The organism is Bradyrhizobium sp. BRP19 (assembly GCF_020194195.1).
Classification (GTDB): Bacteria; Pseudomonadota; Alphaproteobacteria; order Rhizobiales; family Xanthobacteraceae; genus Bradyrhizobium; species Bradyrhizobium yuanmingense.
Map to the genome: position 1 here is coordinate 274,813 of NZ_JADYVZ010000008.1, position 18,513 is coordinate 293,325.

Annotated in this window: 13 protein-coding genes and 1 pseudogene; 5 read left to right on the plus strand and 9 right to left on the minus strand. The window is 56.0% G+C overall.

From position 1 onward, the window contains the following. Positions 1-80: 80 nt before the first annotated feature. From I6F36_RS24500 to I6F36_RS24510, 3 genes are read left to right on the plus strand one after another with little or no spacing between them, the layout of a single operon-like run. The gene (locus I6F36_RS24500) at positions 81-4,109 is read left to right on the plus strand and encodes an AAA family ATPase (RefSeq protein WP_225172368.1); all 4,029 of its coding nucleotides are present in this window, start codon (positions 81-83) and stop codon (positions 4,107-4,109) included. Between the two features lie 27 nt (positions 4,110-4,136). Further along, the gene (locus I6F36_RS24505) at positions 4,137-6,341 is read left to right on the plus strand and encodes an NAD(P)-binding protein (RefSeq protein WP_225172369.1); all 2,205 of its coding nucleotides are present in this window, start codon (positions 4,137-4,139) and stop codon (positions 6,339-6,341) included. Positions 6,342-6,352: 11 nt separating this feature from the next. Continuing rightward, positions 6,353-9,292, plus strand: a complete 2,940-nt coding sequence (locus I6F36_RS24510; protein ID WP_225172370.1) for an NAD(P)-binding protein — start codon at positions 6,353-6,355, stop codon at positions 9,290-9,292. A gap of 188 nt (positions 9,293-9,480) precedes the next feature. Here the strand turns inward: I6F36_RS24510 and I6F36_RS24515 are convergent, their stop codons facing one another. The 5 genes from I6F36_RS24515 to I6F36_RS24535 all read right to left on the minus strand — a co-directional run bounded on the left by I6F36_RS24515 (position 9,481) and on the right by I6F36_RS24535 (position 13,142). After that, a complete protein-coding gene (locus I6F36_RS24515) occupies positions 9,481-10,068 on the minus strand; it encodes an N-acetyltransferase (RefSeq protein ID WP_225172371.1) in 588 nt (195 codons plus the stop codon). Between the two features lie 300 nt (positions 10,069-10,368). Beyond that, the gene (locus I6F36_RS24520; RefSeq protein ID WP_225172372.1) at positions 10,369-11,346 is read right to left on the minus strand and encodes an ABC transporter substrate-binding protein; all 978 of its coding nucleotides are present in this window, start codon (positions 11,344-11,346) and stop codon (positions 10,369-10,371) included. A 256-nt stretch (positions 11,347-11,602) separates the two neighbouring features. Then, positions 11,603-12,097 (minus strand): hypothetical protein, encoded by a 495-nt coding sequence (locus I6F36_RS24525; protein ID WP_225172373.1) that lies wholly within the window; start codon positions 12,095-12,097, stop codon positions 11,603-11,605. Between the two features lie 456 nt (positions 12,098-12,553). Further along, positions 12,554-12,751: a hypothetical protein gene (locus tag I6F36_RS24530; RefSeq protein ID WP_225172374.1), complete on the minus strand. Its 198-nt coding sequence runs from the start codon at positions 12,749-12,751 to the stop codon at positions 12,554-12,556. Positions 12,752-12,785: 34 nt separating this feature from the next. Then, positions 12,786-13,142, minus strand: coding sequence for a hypothetical protein (locus tag I6F36_RS24535; RefSeq protein WP_225172375.1), 357 nt, complete (start codon positions 13,140-13,142; stop codon positions 12,786-12,788). Between the two features lie 821 nt (positions 13,143-13,963). Between I6F36_RS24535 and I6F36_RS24540 the strand changes: the two genes are divergently transcribed. Continuing rightward, positions 13,964-14,596 carry a tyrosine-type recombinase/integrase gene (locus tag I6F36_RS24540; protein WP_225172376.1) on the plus strand — a complete coding sequence of 211 codons (633 nt, stop codon included), beginning with the start codon at positions 13,964-13,966 and terminating at the stop codon, positions 14,594-14,596. An 87-nt stretch (positions 14,597-14,683) separates the two neighbouring features. Here the strand turns inward: I6F36_RS24540 and I6F36_RS24545 are convergent, their stop codons facing one another. Next, on the minus strand, positions 14,684-14,911 hold the full coding sequence (locus I6F36_RS24545; protein ID WP_225172377.1) for a hypothetical protein: 228 nt from the start codon (positions 14,909-14,911) through the stop codon (positions 14,684-14,686). 76 nt (positions 14,912-14,987) lie between these two features. Here I6F36_RS24545 and I6F36_RS24550 point away from each other — a divergent pair, with 76 nt between their 5' ends. Further along, positions 14,988-15,179: a hypothetical protein gene (locus I6F36_RS24550; protein ID WP_225172378.1), complete on the plus strand. Its 192-nt coding sequence runs from the start codon at positions 14,988-14,990 to the stop codon at positions 15,177-15,179. A 595-nt stretch (positions 15,180-15,774) separates the two neighbouring features. Here I6F36_RS24550 and I6F36_RS24555 read toward each other — a convergent pair. The 3 genes and pseudogenes from I6F36_RS24555 to I6F36_RS24565 form a co-directional block, all read right to left on the minus strand. Beyond that, on the minus strand, positions 15,775-16,011 hold the full coding sequence (locus I6F36_RS24555) for a hypothetical protein (RefSeq protein WP_225172379.1): 237 nt from the start codon (positions 16,009-16,011) through the stop codon (positions 15,775-15,777). Positions 16,012-16,755: 744 nt separating this feature from the next. Further along, on the minus strand, positions 16,756-16,962 hold the full coding sequence (locus tag I6F36_RS24560) for a hypothetical protein (protein WP_225172380.1): 207 nt from the start codon (positions 16,960-16,962) through the stop codon (positions 16,756-16,758). Between the two features lie 1,360 nt (positions 16,963-18,322). After that, positions 18,323-18,513, minus strand: a pseudogene (locus I6F36_RS24565) (twin-arginine translocation pathway signal protein); the annotation flags it as partial.

Sequence of the window (18,513 nt, forward strand, 5' to 3'; positions counted from 1 at the left end):
GTTCTTGCTTTTGGTCGCGTTTGGGGTTCCAATATTGGGCGCGCCCCGCAGCGCCGCTCGCGAATCTTGGACCGGGTTTAATGCCGATGGGCACCCCTGCAAGTGAATTCGCCGCCTACTTTCCAAAATGGGTGAGCGCTTTTCTGCGCAGCGGTAACCATCGGACTGATGAGCCATGGGTTGAAGAGCGAAAGGCTGCAGTCCTGCTGTTTGATCTCGCAGGATTTACCACTAAGGCCGAGCAGGTGGGTAAACGCGGCGCTGAGGAACTCAGTGATCTCCTCAACGACTACTTTTCAGCACTGACGGATGTCGTTGATTATCATGGGGGCGACATCGCAGCCTTCGCCGGGGACGCGATTCTGGCGCTTTGGGACGACCATAATCTGAAGGAAGCTGCATTGCGAGCCGCGAGTTGCGCGCTCGCTTTACGCCAAACAATGGAAACCTTGGTCGCACGCCATGGCCAGATCAGCCAACGCACAGCAATTGATATTGGTAGCGTCCACTTCTGCAAAGTGGGCGGGCTAAACGATAAGTGGCACTATTTTGTAGTTGGAGATCCCATCTATCGAGTTGGAACGGCTTATCGCAAAGCCAACATCGGAGACATATTGCTTTGTGATAACGCCGCCAAGATATTGGACGGCCAGTATGATGGCGAAATCAGCGCACATGGAATTCGCCTTTCCAGGATGAGAGTGCCAACCTCGGCCCCGCACACCGAAAAACCGGCAGTTCCTCGCGTTTTGGTTGACGAACTAATCCCCGAATTCGTACGGGTTCAACTAGACGCCGGAAATAGTGACTGGATTGGCGAGTTTCGGACACTCACGATTGTCCGGGTCTCACTGCTCGATATCCGTTTCGACGCCGAACTGCTGTCGCGCGTCCAGCAGATCCTGTTGGACCTTCAGTCGGTATCAGAGCGATTGGAAGGCACCCTTCACCAGGTAATTATGGACGACAAGGGTGTGAGCCTCACACTCATATTTGGACTTCCGTCCTTTGCACACGAGGAAGACCCGCTGCGAGCGGTCGAAGCGGCACTTGCAATCCGACGGCTGCTATCTGCGCGCGGCGTTTCTACGTCCATCGGAATTGCTACCGGCCGGCTGTTCTGTGGCACATATGGAGGAAGGACCCGCCGGGAATACGGCGTCAACGGTCAGGCGATGAATCTCGCCGCTCTTCTAGCCGACATAGGTCGAGGAGAGCTTATATGCGACGCCGCCACGGCGGAAGCGGTAGGTCAGCGAATCGCGTTCGCAGTGCTTCCTCGCTTGCACATCAAAGGCATCGCGAAAGCCATCCTCGGCTTTAGACCTATCGCCCCAACAACTCCAATTCGACGCAGCCCGGTCGGCCGAGTCTTCGGCAGAGATCCCGAACGGGCGCGTCTAATGCGATGCATCGATGAATTGGCGGTCGGGCGTGGGAACCTCGTAATGGTCCTAGGCGACCCAGGGATCGGAAAATCAAATCTGATCGCAGATTTCATTCTCTCTTGCGAGGTGCAAGGTCATCAAGTCCTCGAGGGATTTGCAACGGCAATAGACAAGTCCACTCCTTTCTTCGCGTGGCGAAGTATCGTGCGGCAAGTTCTTAAATTTGAACCAAACACAGACGCTGAAGCAGCTCGTGCCCTGGCTTCAAAAATGCTCGCAAACGATCCTGCCCTTTTGAGTTGGCTGCCTCTGCTCGACGAAGTTATACCCCTTGGGTTCTCCGAAACTGAGCTTACCCAGCAAATCACTGGTGCGGCGCGGGCAGCTGCGATCGAAGAAATTGTACTCGCGCTGATCACAAGATCTTCGTCACGCATCTTGGTGCTCGAGGACCTCCACTGGTTCGACAGCTCATCGCTCGAACTGATGAACGTCGCCGCACGGCGATTGTCTGATTGCCTACTAGTCGTCTCCAGACGCAAGAACACTCCGCAGGCAGCGCTAACCTCCGATTTGTCAAAGCTTACCCCTTCTCTCGAGATTGAATTAAAGCCTCTCGAAGGCGACGCGCTTGTCGAGGTTATCCGCCAGCGCCTCCACGCAATTGAGATCCCCCAGTCTCTTGTCGATTTTGTTGAGCGCTATGCCGCCGGGAACCCATTCTATTGCGAGGAGCTTGTCCTGTCCCTTCGAGATACGGGCAAATTGGCCGTTGTTCATGGCACCTGCCAATTTTTCGAACCTCGCGAGGCAAGCATCGCACTCTCAACCACTCTTGAACGCGCGATTGTAAGTCGCGTCGACGTGCTATCGAGCACCGACCAACTCGTTCTCAAAATTGCAAGCGTCATCGGCGATGAGTTTAGCCTCGACATGCTGAAGATGGTTGTCCCGGAGCAGCCCCACCCGCAGGCGATTCCTGAATCGATAGGGCACCTAATCGAAAATGACTTTCTTGTTGGTCGACCGCGGAGTGGCTCCGGAACAACCTACGCGTTCCGGCACTCACTAACTCAAGACGCAATATATAATCTGCTGTCATTTGCGCAGCGAAAGGCTCTGCACCGACAAATTGCGAGTTTAATCGAGCAAACCCAGTCGGGCGGATTGCAACCGTACTACGCTCAGCTTGCGCGCCACTGGGAACAGGCCGAGGAGCCACTGGAAGCCGTTCGCTATCTTGAATTCGCTGCAGAGCAGGCACTTCACAACTACGGCAACCGGGATTCCATTAGATACCTGGAGCGGATTCTTGAACTCACCGAGGAAGCGGGCTTATCCATAAGCTTGGCCCGTCGAATCGACTGGGAAATCATGCTCGGCGATGCTCACCATGAGCTATCCGAGTATGAGAGATCGTCTGAGCACTACGGCCGAGCAATGAGCTTTCTTCGAATGCCCGTTCCAGCGACGAGAGCGCAGAAGGTCCGTGCTGCGATGTATAATGGCTCAGTTCAACTTTGGACCCGACTATGGCGACCAACCGGGTACCGGTGGAATGATGATGAGAAAACCCGCTTACAGCAGGCGTCACATATTTATGAGCATCTTTCCGAGGAATATTTTTTTCAGAATGACTCCTTGGCCGTACTCAACGGCACGTTGGCATCACTCAACCTTGCTGAGCAATCCAACTCCGCTCCTGAAACAATAAGAGGCTACAGCGCCTTATCGCTCGGTCTTGCGATGTCAGGCGCCGTCGGCGCGGCGCGCCTGTATAGTCGCCGAGCGTTGCAGCTGGCGGAAGATCGAGGGGGATTGCCTGAGAAGGCTCGTGTCGAGCTTGTAGTCGGCGTTCTGTCATATGGGCTCGGCGAATGGAGCAGTGCCGAGCTGCACGCAAACACAGCGGCTGCGCTTTACTCTAGACTTGGAGACCGCACCCGCGCGCTCAACAGTGAGGTCATGGCAATCTTTGTATCGATTCTTCAGGGCGACATCGCGAGTGCCGACCATCGACTTCGGAGTATGAGCTCGCACATCTCGGAAAAATCATCTGCTCAGGTACGTGCCTGGAGCCTTTCTGCGCGCGTCCTTATTGATACATTTGCGGGGAGAACAAATTCCGACGACCTACGGCTACTGCGAGAGATTGCCGAAGCCAGGCAGATTCGCACAGATCGCTTGCTCTGCCTCGGCATTGCCGCCGCCGCACATTTGCAGCGGAACGAATTAGATAAAGCAACCGAAACGGCGACACGTGGCTTCGACGTTCTTAGTGAATGTGACGTGGTGTGGGGCGGCTACGCTTACGGCGCCGCAGGCGTAGCTGACGTCCTGCTGGCTTCGTTGGACAAAGTTAACGGATCAGGGCCAGAGGGTGCGCGAGCGCTTCAGCGGGCCAGTAGTGCATGCCGGCATCTTTCACGGCTAGCTCGAACCTCTCCAATATGCCGTCCGTTTGCACTTTTAGTGGGAGGGCGCCTTGATTCTAAGCTCCAGCGCTCGCGCTCCGCGCGACGGCAGTGGGAGCGGGCGGCCGCAGCAGCGGAACGCCTTGGAATGATGCACGAACGCGCAACGGCTCTCTATGAAATCGGAAACTCGATGGCAAGTTCCGATCCGGCGAGACTCTCATACTTAAACCGAGCTAGATCCATTTTCGAACAAATTGGCGCAAGGGCGGACGCATCTCACGTCAGCTGCGCTCTATCGCAGTAGAGACTTACTCCCGATTTGGGGGCTATTTTGGCCAAACAGCGTATCTCCATAGTCGGTGGTGGACTGGCAGGCCTTAGCGCCGCGTTCGAACTGACGCGCACTGCTGAACTTCGAGAAAGGTACGAGGTAACGCTCTATCAAATGGGCTGGCGGCTGGGGGGAAAGTGCGCGAGTGGCAGAGACGAATTCGGCCGCAACGTCGAGCACGGCCTTCATATATGGTTCGGATATTACGAGAATGCATTTAGATTGTTGCGGGATGTCTACCAGGAATGGGACCCGCCGGAAGGCCAAAAAATAAAGTCAGCGGAGGAGGCAGTTCGGCCGCAGACTTTCACGCCAATCGGGGCTCTTGAAGATGGCGAACCCTACTTTCACCGGGTCTCGTTTCCAACAAACGACGAATTACCTGGCTTCGGAACAGCCAACCTCAGTGTTTGGAACAGTCTTGTTCGAATAATACAGCTCTTTACGAGCTCCTATGAGAGGGCGCTTCAATCGGACGAACACCTCGCAAGAAGAGAACCTCAGATCCGCGCCACGATCGGACAGCATTCTTTGCTGGCAGCACTGAACAAAGACCCGGCGCAAACTGCATCGTCAGAATCGGCTCTGCGCGTTGGCCAATACCTTCGGGCAGTGACCGAGTGGAGTAAACACATCGATGGCGATCGTGTTTGGTCGCATTTTGAAGAGGTCCAAGGCATTGCTGATGCCCTTCGAGAGTCGGCCTCGGCACTTGTAGGGACGTCCTTTGCGCAGACCGGCACAGGAAATGTTCTAGCGCAGACGCTCGATGTAGCTTCAGCTCTCGCCAATGGGCTCATAACCGACCTTCTCTTAGGAGAGCGTTCGATCGCGGATTTAGATCGGCTGGACTTCCGGCAGTGGTTACTAATGCACGGCGCCAAGGAAGATTCAGTCCATGATTCGCCGGCTCTTTTCGCTCTGTATGACACAATGTTTCAGTATCCCGATGGAGAGCGAGGGCGCGCCAGCTATGGCGCAGGCACTGCGGTGCAAGTGGTATTGCGTATGCTTGGCACTTACCAAGGTGCCCTGGCGTGGGAGCTGCAGGCGGGCATGGGCGACGTGCTGGTGGCACCGCTATTCCAGGTCTTGAAGAGTAGAGCGGTCCGGTTTCGGTTTTTTCACAAGTTGAGAAACATCGATATTGATAGCGACATGACTTCCATCGTCCGCCTGCATTTCGATCGACAGGTTAACCTCAGGATTGATCAGGATGACTACGAACCAGTGCGGCTATGTGAAGGCGTGTTGAGCTGGAGCGCCGCCCCGGATTGGTCTGTGATCGAAGATGGAGAGATGCTCAAGGATGCCGGAGTAGATCTGGAATCGCACTGGTGCGACCAGAGCGTCTCTTCAATTGCAATCCAACAGGGCTGTGATTTCGATGAGGCCGTGCTTGCTATTCCACTAGGCGCATTCAAGAAGCTGAATCCTTTGGCAGGTCCATGTTGTCAGCTTCTCAAGGCCAACGAGCGCTTCCGAACCATGACGGAGCGATTGCCCCTCGTTCCGAGCATTTCAGTTCAGGTTTGGAGCGAGCGGGCCCTTGCGGAACTCGGTTGGACCGCGCCGAAGCCTGCAATGGTGTGCGCTCCACAACCACTTGCTGTATGGGGGGACATGTCTCAGGTACTTGCCTATGAGCCGCCGACACAAGCCAAGTCCCTGCATTACTTTTGTGACGTTTTGGCTACCCAGCTCTATCGCAGGCCGCCAACAGATGCCAGCGTCCCAGAGCAGGGTAAGCGGCTGGCAACATCTCTCGCTACCCGGTGGTTCGAAAAGGCAATGTCAGTCTGGCCTCATGCGGTACTTGAGCGAGGTGAGTTTGACTGGGGTGTACTGTTCTCGCCTTCCAACGAGAAAGGGCAAGAGCGACTAGGCAGCCAAGTCGTCCGAGCAAACGTAAATCCATCAGATTGCTGTGTTGCTTCCGCCGCTGGCACGACCGCTTTCCGCTTAAGGGCGAACGAATCGGGTTTTTCGCATCTGTTTCTCTGCGGTTCTTGGATCAACAGTGGACTAAACACGGAATGCATTGAGGCGGCAATTATGTCGGGGATGCAGGCTGCGAGAGCGATCTCTCAAGACGCTGTCCCTGTGCCAGGCGAGAGCTTTTTGCACCTGGAACAGGAGAGTATAAGCCCCTGCGATTTCATACGCGCTGCAACTTTAGGCATGCTCTCCCTAAGAGCGCTTTAGGAGCGCTCTCCATGGCGAAACGGAAAGTTGCTGTTCTTGGGGGAGGCATAGCTGCGCTGAGCGCAGCATTTGAACTGATCGAACTTGACCCTGGCGGAGAGCGCTTCGACATCACAGTCTACACGTTGGGCTGGCGGCTTGGCGGAAAAGGCGCCGTCGGAAGGCGAGGACCCGACTGCGGCTATCGTGGTGAGGAACACGGATTGCACGTATGGACCGGGTTCTACGACAACTCCTTCTATCTTGTGGACCGCTGCTATGACGGGCTGCGGCGTCTTGGCTATGCCATTCCTTTTGGTTCGCGAGATGCTGCATTTTGTGCGCTCGACCGTTGCACGTTGATGGAAGAGTCTGCGGGACCTTGGCACTTCGATTTGCCGCGACACAGCGGAACGCCAGGTAAGTTCGAAGACGGAAAGTTCGTCACGTTAGTTGACTACCTTCAGTCGCTGATCCGGAGGTCAGCTGACTATGTCATGGGAGCAGACTTTCCTGCTGAGTTTCGCATCTCACCTCTCGATCCGACCGTCCAGGTGACGACGAAGCGCCTCGTCGCATCCTTTGAAGCCGCGCGGGTCGAAGCTGACAAATTGCCCGAAGATCCCAGGGACATTTCGTTCTCGCAAAGTGAGATACTGCAGCAGAACCTTAGGTGCGCCCTGGGCGCGCTCCGCGAGTATCAAGCCACAAGTGCTGTCACCCGAGACGACCTGAGACGCGCGTTCATCCTCATCGAACTGGCGTTCACTATTGCGCTCGGAATGCTGGCCGACGGAGTGATATGGCATGGCTTTGATCACATCGACGACCTGGAATGGTCCGAGTGGATGCGATCCCATCTTTGCTCCGAACCCGCCCTCAGCTCCGCCGTCGTACGCGGCTGCTATGACTATGTGTTCGGATACTTGCGCGGAAATCGAAACGTCGGCGCCGGTACTGGAACGCGCGTGCTGCTCAAGCTCGTGTTTGGATATCGGGGATCGTTCTTCTATATTATGAAAGCGACCATGGGAGAACTCGTCTTCGCCCCACTTTATCAGCTGTTGCGGGCGCGAGGTGTAAAATTCGAGTTCTTCCATCGAGTCGATCGCCTCACCCTCTCTGCTGACGCAAGTATTATTGAAGAGATTGATATCGGCGTCCAAGCGACAACTGTCGGAAATTTCCCGTATTGTCCCTTAGTTTCGATGCCGGACGGCGCAGGTGGCACCCTGCCAACGTGGCCGGCCCATCCGAAATACGAACTACTGAACAATGGGCACGCTATGGAGGACTACGACCTTGAGTCAGCGTGGACAGATTGGAGGGATGCAGATCGTAAGACCCTCGAATTAGGCAGAGACTTCGATGTCGTCGTACTTGGAATTCCGGTCGGCGAACTTGAACGAATATGCGCAGAACTCGTCCACCATCTCCCCGCCTGGAGAAGAATGATAGAGGCAATCAGGACGACGCCTACGATGGCGCTCCAGCTATGGACAACAGCTTCCACCCCACAATTAGGATGGAAGGGTGGCGACCAAACGATCCTGTCCGCATTCGCTAAGCCTTTGGACAGTTGGGGTGATCTATCGTTGATGCTCTCGATGGAAAGTTGGCACGAGGAGAGACCTCGTGGTTTGGCATACTTCGTCGGCAGCTTCCCGGAACCCAAATCACCACCGCCTGCAAGCCCAAATCCTGACTTCCCGAAGCGGGAGCTCGAACGCGCACGAGAATATGCGCTGGAATGGATACACCGAAATCTTCCGGAGATGTGGCCTAGTGGAGCTGCAAGCAAGGGCTCATTCCAATGGAATTTGCTTTTTGATCCAGAGAACCGGCAAGGCATAGCCCGTTTTGCGGCTCAATATCTGAGGGTCAATATAAATCCTTCGGATCGCTATGTCCTTTCGGTTGCAGGCAGCTTGACCAAGCGCATGACCGCCGACGATTCTGGCGTAGAGAACCTCTATCTTGCCGGTGATTGGGTTCGAACAGGAATCAATGCTGGGTGTGTAGAAGCTTCCGTCATGGCTGGCCGCTCGGCCGCTGGCGCAATTAGGGGAGTGAGAATTGCTATGCCAAACGCCACTGATTTCGATGATTTCAATTTCCCGATCGCTCTTGTGCCAGGCCTCCAGTTGTTGCGTGAAGTCGCGGGACGGACGGCGGGTGGAGTGGGCGATATCGATGCGTTCTGCGCGATATTGGACGCTCCAATCGAAACTGTTCGTGCGATGCTGCCTACAGGTATGAAACTTCACACAACGGGCTCAGCGGCCAGCCACCAAGTTGTGCTAGTGTTCGCGCGTCAAAGGAACGTACGCCCTGGCTTTCTGCCATTCGGTGGCACTAGTTATTGTGAGATCTTTAATATCATTCCAGATATCGAACTTGAGAATATACCCTACTTGCGACGGGTCAGATTCAGCTTCATGCCTATTCTTCTGCTCGACCAGCTGGCGCCTGTGCTTGTTGGGCAAACGTTGTATGGCTTCAACAAACAGCACGCTCAGATTCACGTCAACAGCGACTCATTCGATGTTCGAGGTCGTGTCGCCAGGATCAGCGCGCACTTTGATCGTGAGGGCGTCCCCGGAGATATCTCACGTTTTCCGGATATCGTGGCTGTAAGGAAGAAGATAGAGCAGCCCCTGGTCGGACTTGCGACTGACGGCTCCTACATCTGCTCGATCGTGGACATGCATCTTGATGCCGCAACTTTTCAGCATGCAACAGGAAAGCTGCAAATTGGTCGCCCGTTTGTCAATCCGCCCATCTCTGTCGAAATGCACGCCACTCCCGGAGATGGCGCATGGGGGTTTCATTTTAGAAGTCGCTGGAGCCTGAGTCTGCCGCTCCAGCTCCCTCCGCAAAAAGGCAACGCGTCAGCCCTCGATGCAAGAAGTTTAGTGGCAGGGTATTCCCAAGCCATGTTCGGAAGATTTCCATTTGGCCGGTCTCGGTGACAAAGAGAACCACGCCATCTGACGGTGCCTGCAGATGGTAGGACGGTATTGAGAGCGTGACGGTAACACACGGCCGGCTCCAGGATCTCTTCGCGTATCCATTGTTATGGAAGAAGCCGGCCAGAGGCCGACGTCCGGCTTGATCGCCTTAGCGGACTTGCACTTCTCTTCGACAGATTGGACTCCGTTCAAGAAGCTGTCCGCAACATTGGCGTCATCGTCGGCGAAGAACCATGTTGTATCTCGCCGATGATCTTGAAGCCGTGGCGTTCATAAAGGGAGATGTTTCGCGGATTCGAACTTTCGAGGTAGGCGGCGATGCCCTCCTCGTCGCATCGTCGAAGAGCGTGCTTCATCAACAATGTGCCGAGACCTTGGCCGATCCAGTTCGGATCGGAGGCAATGAGAGGCAGATACCAATGGGGCTCGTGGGGATGATGTTCGGCCATTCCCTGGAGCATGTGTCCAATATCATCGGCGATCTCCGGACGCAGGGATTGCGCCATGAGTGCGTCCATGGCCATTTCATCGGGCTCGACGCCGGGCGGCAGCCACAGGGCGGCCGCGCGAGCCCCTTCTGTGATGTAAGCTGTGCCATGCTCGAATGCCCGTCCGCCAAATGCCTTGACGAATTGAGGCATAATCCTGAGATATTCGGATGAATCGGGCCAAACCCAACGCGCCATCGGATCGGCTGCAAAGCCTAGTACAATGGTGCTGATAGTGCTTGCCTGAATGTTGGCGCCCGCAGATTTGATTTCCGAGTCTGCGCTCATGATATCGTCTCCAAGTCGTCGATGGGGTCGGCCACATTCATTCTAAGATGGAGCACAGGATAGTGGCCGGGCGCTACGGCCGCCTCTCGACGCCGTGGCTCGCGTATAGCGGATGAGTAGTCCGACGCATCAAAGCATATCGGGCCGCTGCTGGACTAGGGCCTACTCCCGAGATGGGGCAGGAGCGCCATTTGCAGTTTATTCGCCGGATGTCTGCTTACCCTCCAATGGCCGCCGAATCGCAGCAGTTTCCCGACACGCGCTTTGGGCCATATCCGGACTCATGCAGCGCAGCAAATTCTATTCGATCACTTCGTCAGCGCGAAGGAGCAAAGAGGTCGGCACGGTGACGCCGAGCGCTTTGGCAGTCTTCATGTTGATCACTAGCTGGAATTTGGTCGGCTGCTCGACCGGCAGATCGGAAGGCTTCGTGCCTTTGAGGATCTTATCGACGTAACCGCCTGCACGGCGGAACAGATCGGCTATATCGGGGCCATAAACGACCAATCCGCCATCCGCGAATTCTCGTGAGAGATGAATAGCGGGCAAACGATGTTTCGCCGCGAGCGCAACAATTCGGGGGCCCTGGACTACAGTCAGAGGGTCGCCAAGGACGATCATTGCATCGGGGCGTTGGGCGGCGGCCGAGGCAAACGCAGTATCGAGTTGCTCAGCCGAGGTCGCCTCCACTATCGGCAGAGCCACGGCGAGGTTCCGGGCTGTGGAAGGAACCTCCTCGACTAATACCAGCCTGTGCATGGGATTTCCCGGATTGACCAAGAGCGCGATTTTCGAAGCGCCTGGCACTAGTTCGCGGAGGATTTCGATTTGCTTTCCGATTGTTACCCCTGCGGAGGTCGCAAGACCCGTTATATTGCCGCCTGGACGCGATAGGCTTTGCACGAGGCCAAGCCCCACGGGATCGAACACTGCCACGAATACGATTGGGATGGTGGCAGTTGCGGATTTCAGGGCTGTGGTTGCCCGGGGCGCTGCAGCGACGAGCACATCGGGACTGAGAGCAATCAGGTCGGCAACTGAAGCTGGCAGTCGGTCTGGGGGTTGGGAAAAACGATACTCGACAATCAGGTTTCTTCCATCGATCCAGCCGTGCTTTCGCAGCCCATCAAATAACGCAAGCTCGGCTTGATTGAGGGCCCGCCCGCTCCCATCACCTATAGCAAGGAAGCCAAGTCGATGACGTCTACCCTGCGCCCACGGACGTCTCGGCGAGACGAGCAGCGCCGCAGTACCCGCTATGAACTCCCGCCGCTTCATTCGATCCTCATCGCAGGAGGACGAGGTGACGCAGCGTATCACGCATCGATGGTCGTCGCACCTGCTGAGGCGGCAATTGCTGCGTCGCAAATGCGGGGCATCGTGCAAGACGGCTTCGGGTCACAAGCGGCAGTCGAAGGATCGCTGATGCGAAGTCCGGATTGCCCTCAATATAGACCAACCGCAAGCGACGAAGTTGGTCGGCTTGGGGTCATGAGGGAACTCAGGCGGCCCCGGGCGTTTCCAGTTTGTGCGTTCAAAACCGCAGCGCCGAAATTTCTGTTTCGGCTAACGTCCTAAAGCGCTTTTGCATTCGTAGAGCAAACGAGTTGAACAGCCGAAAATATGGGTCACCGTGATAAGTGGTTACCGTGTCATAAAATCTCGCCGCATCGATACCAATCGTGTAGGCAGCTAGGTCGTCGTTCATAAGCTCAGAATTGATCATAATGGCTATCTCTTCAAAGAAACCCATGAATTGCTGCAACTCATAGTCAGACGGCTTCGGTAAGCCAGTCGAACTGAGTTGCTCGCTGTAAATCCATTGCCTCACCTTGATTAGCGCGTCCTCTTCTCTGTATCGCTTCTGGAATTCCTGAAACTTCTCGAATCTGCTTAGTCGATCCTTTGCCACTTCAAGTTCGTGGTCTCGCTTCTTTTGACTTCGATAAACCCAAATTCCCCAAAGAAAGGTGCAAATCGCGACTATCGCAGCGACCGACTCGGTAATTGCTTTTACTGACAGGTTCACCCGTTTTTCTCCGCTAACCCTGTCTCACAACCTTCAAGTGTATCATAGCCAAAACCGCGCCGTCGATGGCCGCTATGGGTGGCAAGGAATAGCCGAGGCAAGCGCGGCCCGACGTCCAGCCGACAGGACATCGGCTGGCGCATAGGTCGGCTAGGAGCCTGGTCCGGCTCCGACTACGGCAAAGTCAGCCTTTGATTATGTGGAGCTTTATAAACTCACCGATTTGGAAAGTCAGTTTGTCCACTACGCAATGAGAGATCGTTGCGAAAGTCGAACTTAAAGAGGACGCAGACGTTTAACCGTAGTATCGGTCAGAGGTTCGTCTGTTATGGGTCAAGATCGGCGGTCCATACCGCTGCAATCAGTTTCCGCTCTACACCCGAGAGCCGACGCTCCACCGAGCATTCCGATGGGCTGCGAAGGGCCAAAAGCGGACCTTAGCCACTTGCCTCGTTTTCACAACGGCGCGCCAAAGCCAATCCTGCGGCAGGCCATCCACAAACGATGCAGATCATCGTCCGATGGAGCATCCGAATGGTCCATGCCGCTTTCAATGCACGCATTCTTCAGTTCTCGGTATTGTGGCGATCCGTAGAAATAGAGACCTACAAGCACGGCGAATGCCAAGCCTATACCCATCATCGCGCGCCGCATCAGCCTTCGCCGTCGGTCATAAGTTAGGTCCATCTCATTTGCTGAAGTGACGTGCAAACAGAACCACTACGCACATCGCCGCTATAGAAATCGCGAAAGACAGGGGCACTATTGGAAACGCACGCGACGAATTTCCGCTCACAAACAGGTACTGCAGCGTGATCGCTGACAACTTCCAAACAAAGAACCAAAGTACCCCAATGCCCGCAGCAGCGATCAACGTACAACCAGCGCCACCCGCCCTCGCAGAGGTCGAGCTTGCTTCGACCGGAGCTAATGCTTGCTCGCCTGTTGAGCTGTCGGCGGTTGTAGGTGCTCGTAGCAGCAAGAATGCCAATGCCGTGAAGAGGGCGATGATCCCGACCGAAAGGGTTAGAAGCGCCAAACCCATTTTCCGACCTTTCCTCGCGACCTCACACGCGGCTTACATTATCGTTTGGTTGCGTGTGCCCTGTAAGTCAACCGATGGCGCCGCAGATGCTCAATTTTGGATAAACACCGGTCAGACCGCTTCGGGTCATGAGCGCCGTTCGAAGGGGCGGCCGGTAGTTTGCGGTCTGCCTCCATGAGCCGACCACCCGTGCCGCTGCCTCGACTTCGCATTCGGGCCAGAAGCGGAAGTCTGAGTTGCGCCGGATCAGCTCTCGTTGCGACGTCGAAACAGTGTGCCGAAAAGCTCTCGGAGAGAATATCGCCGATAGCGGGCGCCGTATGAAAACCGCAGCCTTCGTTCCCGCTGCTTTGCGATTGCCATTCCGTGACGGAAATAGAGAGCGATTGTCGCGAGAATGACGATAACGCCAATGATCCAGTGTCCGGACCAGAACAGTGCTATGCTAAAGAGCCAAACGACGAAACCCGCAACCAGCCCAAGAAACCAATAGCCAATGTACGAGGGATAATCCGGCATTTTGTTTATCGGCATAATCCTCAGCCCTCGTCACCGTGACGAGTTGCAATGCCCACCAACTTAGCTCTAGCAGTCAAACTATATGCCCACGAAATGGGTAAATTTCTATACGTTGAGCCGCGAACCACCATACCATTTTTTCTGTTGCCGTAGCCGCCGCAGGCACGTCCGCAATGGGTCAAAGCCGGTCCTGTCGTCGCTCTCGTTAGTAGCAATTACGTCTCCAATCGTCTGAAAGTGGACGTGGGATTGGAAGTGCTCCGGACCGAAAATGACCAGCCTCACTAGCTGAGGAGGTCAACATGACCGATACCCCGACCACCGTCTCTGCCGTCTCGAAGCACGTTCCTTGGAACAAGGGGAAGATCATCGGCGCAAAGCCGCCGCTCCGTCCAAAGCACGTTTGGTCAATCCGAACCAAGCTCCAGGTCGCAGGCCGAACACGCGACCTAGCAATGTTTAACGTCGCCATCGATAGCAAGCTGCGCGGCTGCGACGTCGTAGCCTTGAAAGTTGAAGACCTTGCGCCGGGCGGTTATGCGGCCGACCGCGCGACCGTCCGACAGAAGAAGACTGGCCGGCCGGTTAAGTTTGAACTGACGGAATCGGCGCGGCAGGCTATCGACGATTACCTGCGGCTCACGGGCAAGAAGTCAGGAGAATACCTGTTCACGGGCCGGCGGCCGAGCGGTCATATGACGACCCGCCACTATGCCCGTCTCTTATCCCGCTGGCTTGCAGACATTGGACTGGACCCGCACTTTTTCGGGACGCATTCCCTTCGCCGGACCAAGGCGACCTTGATCTATCGCCGAACTGGCAACCTGCGAGCCGTACAGCTCCTTCTGGGCCATACTAAGATCGAGAGCACCGTTCGTTATCTCGGCATCGAGGTCGACGACGCCCTCGCGATAGCAGAACAAGTCGACGTCTGAATTCGGGGCAGATCAGACGTGCGCTGCTCTGCCCTCACGGACGGCTCCGGGCCAACAGGAGACATCGGCGGACGTCACTTCACGTCTTCACGGTGACGAATCCTTCGCTCCACTCGTCCTTATCGACTTCCGCATCTCGCTAACTTGGAAGCAGTCAGGGTAGTCGCGGAAGCCCTCAAATTGAAGCTTGCGCATTCTTGCTGCTTCTGCCTCGGCAGCGCTGCTGTAGACCCCGACGAGCTTATCTTCGGTATCATTCTCATCGAGACCGTCTTCGTGCGGATAGCTGTGCCAGAGCAGAAAAACCGTACGCATTTTGGCGTGCCTCCTTGTAAAGGCCGACGAAGTCAGCTTATGCTTCCATTCACTCCAGCAGAATGATTAGCTTGAAATGACCAACCTTGGCGTGCCTGTCGAGAGCTTTATCATAGAGCGCTTAGACGCGGGCGGTTGGCGGGTAACAGAGCGTCGCCCTGATCTCACGGACATCCCTGTTGCCGATTTTGTGTCGCTCCGTGATGCGGAAGAATGGGTACAATGGAAGCAGGGCGTTCCGAAGCTCAACCCTTACACTGTTGAATAGGCCAAGAGGGCCGACTTCCGCTCCGGGTCAATCGGACGGTTTGGCTCGGTTTAAGTTAGGCCCGGTCTACCCCTGACAGTCGACATATCCTCGGCCAAGAGATGCGGCAGCGATGGGCCAACAGGCGACATTGCACGCTTAGGATGATATGAAAGAGGTCGCCAACTGAGGCGGTCTAAACGGGAGAAGCTGATGCCAAATTGGATAGGACCACTCCTCGCCCTCATAGCTCTTGTCGGCTTTATTGGCTTTGCGGTTCGGCAGGGCACAAAGACGTCACGAGATCGGACAGACAACGGTGGCAGCGATCTGCCGGGGATGGGCGGCGGCTGAGATGGAGCTTAAGCCGCCGCTAGAATGAAACTAGCCCACCGAGGGTCGAAACAGCCGTACCCCAGCGCCGCGAGAGAACGGATTGGCGACCCCAGAAAGTTTGCCGACTCTCGACGAGATGCTCATCGATTGTCCGTTATGGGTCAAAAGCGCCGGTTTGAAGGGCGCCGTGTCACTTCCGGTCTGCCCCGATCAGCAGACCATATCTGAGCCAAATCGAACTTCGCCATCGGGCCAAAGGCGGACATAGAGCTGAGAGATATCAGATAAAGCCTTCGATGTATTCTCGCACCGCGTTTGTGTCGCCAGCCGCGGCAGCACAGATGCCGAACGCATGGACTTCATGAGGCAATGCGCTGCTTGGGCCATCGAGGATATCCGTCATTATCGACGAAACCGCTTCACGCATACGACCGGCGCCCAGAAGCGCGAGCGCGGCTTCCTTGCTCCGTTTAAGACGTTCTTCTCGCGTTAACATTGAAGGCAGGTGACGGATCATGACGTAAATAGCCTGTTCCTCACCGGGTTGGCAGTCAATCCGTTGAGAGTGCCAAAAAGCGACGGAGCCCAACGCCCTATGCTACGCGCGACTTCCGTTGAGGAAGGGTGAGCGGACCTCCGGCAGATGCGGCGCAACTTCGCAGATGGGCCATCAGCCGACACGTCCGAGCGGAGAGATGTGGTCAAGTAAGCAGCCGCCTATCCGGCCAATGAGAGAGAGGCCTTGGCAATCGGAGGCGCTCGTTCAGCACGTGCCGCCGATCCTCGCGGGGCCCCAATCCTGAAAGTGCAAGTCGCCGCGATTGCCCAGCTTCTCGCTTCGTTAACCAGCGGCAAGAACCGGTGACAGTCTAAGGCTGCCTCTCGGGCAGCCTTCTGCCCTGAGCGATAGTTATTAGGCATACACGACCCCCGCCCAAGGTGCTGGTAATTGCGCTGCTAGTAAGAGAGGTCGTAAGCAAGGCTGTGATCTCCGGAGGTGTTACGGAGGCGAACCTGCCGCAGGATTTTAAAAACTCGCGCCGATCGTCTTCTTCTGGAGAGGACATTGCGGCTCCCATGGTCTTTTTTGAGAATATTTATGGGTCGATTAGATCGTTAAGCAGTTCAATCCAGAAATGTACCTATATCCTATGTTGTATCGGAGACCCTCCGCCGGCATTGAAATGTTCGCGAGGTCCGGTGCGGGTCACGGGCAAACTGCCCTGGGAGGCCAGCCACCCGTCCGTTGTCGCCTTGCCAACTAAACCCGACCGCGCACACGGCGGCCAAAGAGCACAGCGTTATCGCAATCCAGCTGGCGAGCCTCGGCTGCCGCAGCATCGCGAAGCCGAGCAAGCAGCTCCGTTTTCATGTCCGGCAAGTCTCGGTCGCTGATCTCTCCTGAAAACACCTTGGCCAGCTCTCGACAGAGCGCGCTGATTGCCAGATTTTCCCGGTCGATCTCCATTCATTTTGAATGCGGAAAGCGGAAGATTGTTCATCAGGCTTGACAAACATTCTAGGGCCGCTTGAGGTAAAAAGCGCCGGTTTGAACCGTGACACTTCCGGTGTGCCCCGATCAGCGGACCATATCTGAGCCAAACCGAACTTCGCTATCGGGCCACAAGCTGCCGTGGCGCACCATGCCGCGATTGGTCAGCTAAGGGCCCAGAATCGGACATTCTATCTCGACCGTCTCAGCCCAGCGGCCCGCAAGGACCTGACTATTCGTCCTTGGTGCTGTAGTAACCGACACCACAAGTGAGCTTCCCTATCTTGGTGAAGTAGTCTTCTTTGTACACTTCTTTGCTGGCATTGGGCTTGGGCAGATAGTAGCCGATAACCTTAATCCGCTCCCAGCGCGCTTCGTTCAGCAGCTGGAGGCCAAACTCCTTGCCGGTCTTGTCCTTCAGCGCCGCAAGGGCCGATCAAGTCCGGCAGGCCGTGGGCGAGGATTTTGCCGTTCGCGTCCGCACAGTAGACGTAGAGGTCGCCGCGCCTGAACGCGGGATGGCCCCTATTGAACATTTCGAGCGCTGTCGCCTCATCCCCTTTCAAGGCCAAGACCGCAAGCTCAAGCATGTCTCGTGCTTCCAACGGTTCAGCCGCGATACCAGGTCCAATGCTCGCAATTGATGACATCGCTGCTAACGCGAAACGAGGGGCCGACGCCTTCATCGAGATCCCTCCCAAGACAGGATGTGTAAACCGTCGGCAGGAACGACGGTTCACGCTGGCTGCTCTCCTACTTCGGTTTTCTGTGCACAGCTTTCGAGTTGGTCTGCGCTCGTGGAAACGAGCGTTGACGACGCGCTGCGCTACCGGCGTCAATGCACCTATCCGCTAAATTACATCTTTTTCGCAAGTGCTGGAAGATCCAAAATGTCCGCTATGGGTCAAAACGCGAAGAACTCAGGTTGAGCAAATCTGGTCCGCTCCGCCGCGATGAGCGGAGCTCCGTGAGACCCAGCGCGACTTCGCAGATGTGCCAATTCCGGAAGTGGACTGTGCCTACTCGATCACCTCGTCGGTACAGTCGAGAAAGGATGCCGGAATCCCGATACCGAGCAGTTTCGCTGTCTTCAAGATTTTTGGTAAGCAAGCATTTGGTGGGCTGCTCCGGTCATTGAAGGTTTGCGGTTCACGGGTCAGGTCAACCACGCATCATAAGATGATCAGAACGAGAGCCGCCCCCGGCTTGGGTCTCGTTGATTGAGCAGGCGCCGCGCTCAGCTTCCACCAATAGGCTGTCGGGCATAAACGCTTCCACTACTCTGCACAGGACCGGGGGGCGGCGCCCCACGGCAGGGGGCGTCGCCCGACTGCTGTCAGATCGTCACGCGGCTGCCGTCGAAGCGCGTGAAGGAAAAGCCGTCGAAAGGTTCGCGGAGAGTCATGCGCTCGTCCCGCAGCATGCCGATAGCCACTTCTTCGCCGATCGCCATTGAGGCCGAAGCGTCGGAACGCCAGTGGATGCCCGCCCAATTCCGTCCGAAACCGAAATTCACCGCGAGCTTGT

Bases quoted from the DNA above. Each gene is read 5' to 3' on its own strand.
- I6F36_RS24500 (WP_225172368.1), top strand. From the start codon at position 81: ATGCCGATGGGCACCCCTGCAAGTGAATTCGCCGCCTACTTTCCAAAA.
- I6F36_RS24510 (WP_225172370.1), top strand. From the start codon at position 6,353: ATGGCGAAACGGAAAGTTGCTGTTCTTGGGGGAGGCATAGCTGCGCTG.
- I6F36_RS24515 (WP_225172371.1), bottom strand. From the start codon at position 10,068: ATGAGCGCAGACTCGGAAATCAAATCTGCGGGCGCCAACATTCAGGCA.
- I6F36_RS24520 (WP_225172372.1), bottom strand. From the start codon at position 11,346: ATGAAGCGGCGGGAGTTCATAGCGGGTACTGCGGCGCTGCTCGTCTCG.
- I6F36_RS24530 (WP_225172374.1), bottom strand. From the start codon at position 12,751: ATGCGGCGCGCGATGATGGGTATAGGCTTGGCATTCGCCGTGCTTGTA.
- I6F36_RS24535 (WP_225172375.1), bottom strand. From the start codon at position 13,142: ATGGGTTTGGCGCTTCTAACCCTTTCGGTCGGGATCATCGCCCTCTTC.
- I6F36_RS24540 (WP_225172376.1), top strand. From the start codon at position 13,964: ATGACCGATACCCCGACCACCGTCTCTGCCGTCTCGAAGCACGTTCCT.
- I6F36_RS24545 (WP_225172377.1), bottom strand. From the start codon at position 14,911: ATGCGTACGGTTTTTCTGCTCTGGCACAGCTATCCGCACGAAGACGGT.
- I6F36_RS24550 (WP_225172378.1), top strand. From the start codon at position 14,988: ATGACCAACCTTGGCGTGCCTGTCGAGAGCTTTATCATAGAGCGCTTA.
- I6F36_RS24555 (WP_225172379.1), bottom strand. From the start codon at position 16,011: ATGATCCGTCACCTGCCTTCAATGTTAACGCGAGAAGAACGTCTTAAA.
- I6F36_RS24560 (WP_225172380.1), bottom strand. From the start codon at position 16,962: ATGGAGATCGACCGGGAAAATCTGGCAATCAGCGCGCTCTGTCGAGAG.